Genomic DNA, 5,826 nt, shown 5'->3' on the forward strand with positions numbered 1-5,826 from the left:
TGGTCCCCTCAGCCATCGTCACCCTCGACGCCCTCCCCCTCACCCCCAACGGCAAACTCGACCGCAAAGCCCTCCCCGCACCCGACTACACCGCACGCACCACCGGACGAGCCCCCCGCTCCCCCCGCGAAGAAATCCTCTGCGCTGTGTACTCGGAGATCCTGCGTGTCGACGGCGTCACCATCGACGACAACTTCTTCGACCTGGGCGGCCACTCCCTCCTCGCCACCCGCCTCGTCAGCCGCGTCCGCACCACCCTGGGCGTCGAACTGTCCGTGCGGCAGTTCTTCGAGACGCCGACGATCGCCGGGCTCTCCGGGGCGCTCGACGGGGCCGACCGTGCCCGTACCGCGCTCAGCGCACGGCCGCGGCCCAAGCGCATCCCCCTCTCCTACGCCCAGCAGCGACTGTGGTTCCTCCACCAGCTCGAAGGCCCCACCCCCACCTACAACATCCCCACCGCCCTGCGCCTCACCGGCACCCTCGACCAGGACGCCCTGCACCACGCCCTGCGCGACCTCGTCGCCCGCCACGAAAGCCTCCGCACCACCTACGCCGAGGACGAGCACGGGCCCCGGCAGGTCATCCACGCGTACGAGCCCGAGATCCTTCCGTTGACCGTGGTCGACGTCGACGGCGATGAGGACGCGCTCGACGCGAGGCTCTCGGAAGCCGCCCATCACGCCTTCGATCTGGCGGCCGGGATTCCCGTACGGGCAACCCTGTTCCGAGTGTCCGAGCAGGTGCACGTCCTGCTGCTGCTCATCCACCACATCGCCACCGACGCCTGGTCCCGCACACCCCTGGCCCAGGACTTCGCCGCCGCCTACACGGCGCGGTGCGCGGGCGACGCGCCCGGCTGGAAGCCGCTGCCCGTCCAGTACGCCGACTACGCCCTGTGGCAGAAGGAAGTCCTCGGCGACGACGCCGATCCGGAGAGCATCGCGGGCAGGCAACTCACGTACTGGAAGGACGCGCTCGCCGCGCTCCCCGAGCAGCTCGACCTGCCCACCGACCGGCCCCGGCCCGCTGTCGCGAGCCAGGCCGGCGACCGGGTCGGGTTCACGCTCGGTCCGGAACTGCACGCCCGGCTGGCCGAGTTGGCGCGTGCCACGCACACCAGCACGTTCATGGTGGTGCAGGCCGCGCTCGCGACCCTGCTCACCCGCCTCGGCGCGGGCGAGGACATTCCGATCGGAACACCGGTCGCCGGGCGCACGGACGACGCGACGGAGAACCTCATCGGCTTCTTCGTCAACACGCTCGTCCTGCGCACCGACACCAGCGGCAACCCCACCTTCCAGGAGCTCCTGGAGAACACACGGCGCGCCGACCTGGCCGCTTACGCGCACCAGGACCTGCCCTTCGAGCGGCTCGTCGAGGCGCTCAACCCGGCTCGTACGCTGGCGCACCACCCGCTCTTCCAGGTGATGCTCGTCCTGAGCACAGCGGACGCCGACCCGGAGACCTCACTCGGTCTGCCCGGGCTGCGGGTCACCGCGGAGCGCAGCAGGCTCGGCGCGGCCAAGGTCGACCTCGCCTTCGCCCTCGCCGAGACGCGGGACGGCGAGGGCCGGAGCACCGGGCTGACCGGTGCCCTGGACTTCCGGACCGATCTGTTCGACAGGTCGACGGCGCGGTCCCTGGTGGATCGGTTCGTACGGACGCTGGAAGAGGTCACCGCCGACCCCGGCATCCGGCTCTCGCAGGTGGGCATCCTGGGCGAGGCCGAGCGGCGCCGGCTGCTCGGCGAGGGGACCGTCACCACGCTGGAGAGCCTGGACGCGACGCTGCCCGAGCTGTTCGCGGCGCAGGTGGCCCGCACACCCGACGCGCCGGCCGCGGTGCAGGGCGGGACGACGGTGTCGTACGCCGAACTCGACGCCCGTGCGCACCGGCTGGCGCGTCTCCTGCGTCAGGAGGGGGTACGGCCGGGGACTCCCGTGGTCATGCTGATGGAGCGGTCCCTGACGCACGTCGTGGCCACTTTGGCCATCGCCAAGGCGGGCGGCGCGTATGTGCCGCTGCACGACACCTATCCGCTGGACCGGATGCGCTACGTCGTGGCGGACACCGCCGCCACGCTGATCCTCGCCGACCGTGCGGAGGCCGCTCGGGCCGGGGAGCTCGGTGCCCGGGTCCTGGTGGTGGACGAGCACGGTGCCCCGTCCGACGCGCGGCACGACGGCGAGCTGAGCGTGGGGCTGCACCCGCAGGACCTGGCGTACGTGATGTACACGTCCGGATCCACCGGGCTGCCGAAGGGCGTGGCCGTCACCCAGCGCGGAGTCGTGGACCTCGTCCGTGACCACTGCTGGCGGCCAGGCACGCACGAGCGGGTGCTGCTGCACGCCCCGCACGCGTTCGACGTGTCCTGCTACGAACTGTGGGTGCCCCTGGTCTCCGGTGGGACCGTCGTCGTGGCGCCGCCCGGGCATCTGGACGCCGCCGCGATCACCGAGCTGATCTCCGCCCACGGCATCACCGCGATCCACCTCACCGCGGGCTTCTTCCGGGTCATCGCCGAGGAGGCGCCCGAGTGCTTCGCCGGGGTGCGGGAGGTGCTGACCGGTGGTGACGTGGTCTCGCCCGCCGCGGTCGCCCGGGTTCTGGAGCACGCTCCGGACACGGTGCTGCGTCATCTGTACGGGCCGACGGAGACGACGCTGTGCGTGACGCAGCACGAGGTCAGGGCGCCGTACGCGGCGCAGGGCACGCTGCCGATCGGACGGCCGACGGGGAACACCCGGGCGTATGTCCTCGACCGGTACCTCCAGCCGGTTCCCGCGGGCGTGCCGGGAGAGCTGTTCATCTCCGGCAGCGGCCTGGCGCGCGGCTATCTGCACCGGGCCGACCTGACCTGCGAGCGGTTCGTCGCCGATCCGTTCGGCGGGTCGGGCGAGCGGATGTACCGCACCGGTGACCTGGTGCGCTACAACCCGGCGGGCGAGCTGGAGTACCTGGCGCGCGCCGACGACCAGGTGAAGATCCGCGGGTTCCGTGTGGAGCTCGGCGAGATCGAGACGGTCCTCGCGACCCGGTCCGAACTGGCCCAGGCCGCCGTCGTCGTCCGCGAGGACCGGCCCGGTGACCGGCGCCTGGTCGGCTACGTGGTGGCGGCGGAGGGCCGGGCCGGCGAGGTGGACACGGACGGGCTGCGCGCCTTCGTGCGCCAGGCCCTGCCCGACTACATGGTGCCGTCGGCGTTCGTCGTCCTCGACGCCCTGCCGCTGACCGCGAACGGCAAGCTGGACCGCAAGGCGCTGCCCGCCCCCGACTACGCCGCGGGGTCCACCGGGCGGGCCGCCCGCACGCCCGTCGAGGAGCTGCTGTGCACGCTCTTCGCCGAGGTGCTGGGCCTGCCGACGGTCGGGGTCGACGACGGGTTCTTCGATCTGGGCGGCGACAGCATCCTGTCCATCCAGCTCGTCAGCAGGGCTCGTGCGGCGGGGCTCTCCCTCGCCGTCCGCGATGTCTTCGAGCACCAGTCGACGGCTCAGCTCGCCGAGGCGCTCGGCAGCCGGGAGGACGACAGCGCGTCGGAGGTCGCCGAGGTCGAGCCCTACGGCCCCGCCCCGCTGACGCCCGTGATGGCGCGGATCGCCGAACTCGGCCTGGGCGGCGACGACTTCAACCAGTCCGTCGTGGTGTCCCTGCCCCCCGCGCTGGACGCGGACCGCTTGGCCTGCGCTCTCCAGAAGGTGCTCGACCACCATGACGCGCTGCGGCTGCTCGTCCGACCCGACGGGACCACGGAGGTCCGCCGGCCGGGCGCCGTGTCGGCCGCGGAGATCCTCGACGTCGTCGAAGCGACCGGTTCCGCCGAGGACATCGAGGGCCTGGTCACCGAGCCGGCGTGCGCCGCGCGGGACCGCCTCGCGCCCGCCCACGGCCGCGTGTTCCAGGCGGTCAGGATCGACCGGGGGGCCGGGCAGGACGGGCTGCTGATCCTGGTCGCCCACCACCTGGTGGTCGACTCGGTGACGTGGAGCATCCTCGTACCGGACCTCGCGGCGGCGTACGAAGGGGCCGAACTCGCACCCGTCGGCACCTCGTGGCGGCAGTGGGCCACCTCGCTGGAGAGGCTCGCCACCGACCCGCGCGTCGAGGCCGAGACGGCCCACTGGGAGACCACGCTCACCGGGGAGGCCGCCCTGCGGGTGGACCGCGGACTCGACGTCCAGGGCCGGTCGGGACGCATCGGCCTCGACCTGCCGGCCGGGACGACCGAGGCCCTGCTCACGCAGGTTCCCGGGAGTGTCAACGCGAGCGTGAACGACGTCCTGCTGACCGCCTTCGCGCTCGCCGTCGCCGAGTGGCGGCGCGACCGCGGCGAGGACCCCGACGCGCCCGTGGTGGTCGACCTGGAGAGCCACGGACGCCACGAGGACGCCGTACCGGGCGCCGAACTCAGCCGTACCGCAGGCTGGTTCACCGCCCTCCACCCGGTGCGGCTCGCGCCGGACGTCGCCGACTGGACCCGGCTGCGCCAGGACGGCGCCGCCCTGCGCGACAGCCTCAAGCAGATCAAGGAGCAGTTGCGCGCCGTGCCGGGCGACGGCATCGGTTACGGCCTGCTGCGCCACCTCAACCCCACCACGGGCCCCCGCCTCGCCCGGCTGCCCGAGCCCGAGTTCGGCTTCAACTACCTCGGGCGCCGCACCACCGCGGCCTCGGGCACCCCGGAGCCGTGGACCGTGATCGGCGGCGGAGTCGCGGCCTCGCGCCCCACGGCGCCGATGGCCCACGCGGTGGAGATCAGCGCGGTCGCGTACGAAGGGGAGAACGGCCCCCAGCTGCGCGCCGACTGGACCTACGCACGTCGCCTGGTCCCCGACCAGGACGCCCGGCAGCTGGCCGGGCACTGGTTCCGGGCTCTTGAAGCCCTGGTAGAGCACGCCGGCCGCCCCGGTGCGGGTGGCCTGACCCCGTCCGACGTGACACTCGACTCGCTCAGTCAGTCCGAGATCGAGGAGTTCGAGTCCGACCTTGAGTCCGAGTGGGAGATTGAGCAGTGAGTCAGCAACCGTCTCGTTCGCGTAGCAAGATCGAGGACATCCTTCCGCTCTCCCCGCTGCAAGAGGGCTTCGTGTTCCTCGGGCTGCTCCACAGCGAGGGACCCGACCTCTACGTGGGCCAGGTCGCGTTCGAGCTGGAGGGCTCCTACGACGGGGACCGCATGCGCGCCGCGGCACAGGCCCTGCTGCGGCGGCACGCCAACCTGCGCGCCGGGTTCCGCCAGCGCAAGAACGGCGCCTGGGCGCAGCTCGTCCTCCAGGACGTCGAACTCCCGTGGCAGGACGTCGACTTGACGGGCCGACCCGAGCGCGAGCGGGCCGCGGAGGCCGACCGGCTCGCCGCCGAGGACCGCGCACGACGGTTCGACCTGGGCCGTCCGCCGCTGCTGCGGTTCACGGCGATACGCCTGTCCGGGGACCGGGTCCGGCTGGTGATGACGAACCATCACATCGTGCTCGACGGCTGGTCGATGCCGGTGCTGCTGCGCGAACTCATGACGCTGTACGCCGCTGCGGGCGAGCCCTCCGCGCTGCCGCGGGTCCGCCCGTACCGCGACTACCTCACCTGGCTCGACGCCCGTGACCGGGACGCCGCCCGGGAGGCCTGGCAGGAGTCCCTCGCCGGCCTCGACGAGGCCACCCTGCTCGCCCCGTCCGGCGCGGTGGCTTCGGTCGCGCCCGAGCACGTCTCCTTCACCATGGACCCCGCTGTCAGCGGAGCGCTGGCCTCCTGGGCGCGGAGCCAGGGCGTCACGATGAACACGGTGGTGCAGGGTGCCTGGGCCCTGGCCCTGGCTCACTCCACCGG

At 72.8% G+C, this 5,826-nt stretch carries 2 protein-coding genes; both read left to right on the forward strand.

What is annotated here, in order from left to right:
- A partial coding sequence (locus tag ACTMVF_RS42270; protein WP_441276409.1) for an amino acid adenylation domain-containing protein occupies nt 1-5,018 on the forward strand: 5,018 nt, incomplete at its 5' end.
- Nucleotides 5,015-5,826, forward strand: an 812-nt coding sequence (locus ACTMVF_RS42275; RefSeq protein ID WP_441276410.1) for a condensation domain-containing protein, incomplete at its 3' end; no start/stop codon positions are given. The genes ACTMVF_RS42270 and ACTMVF_RS42275, both read left to right, overlap by 4 nt.

It is taken from the genome of Streptomyces sp. SD31 (assembly GCF_052068475.1).
In the GTDB taxonomy this organism is placed as follows: domain Bacteria; phylum Actinomycetota; class Actinomycetes; order Streptomycetales; family Streptomycetaceae; genus Streptomyces.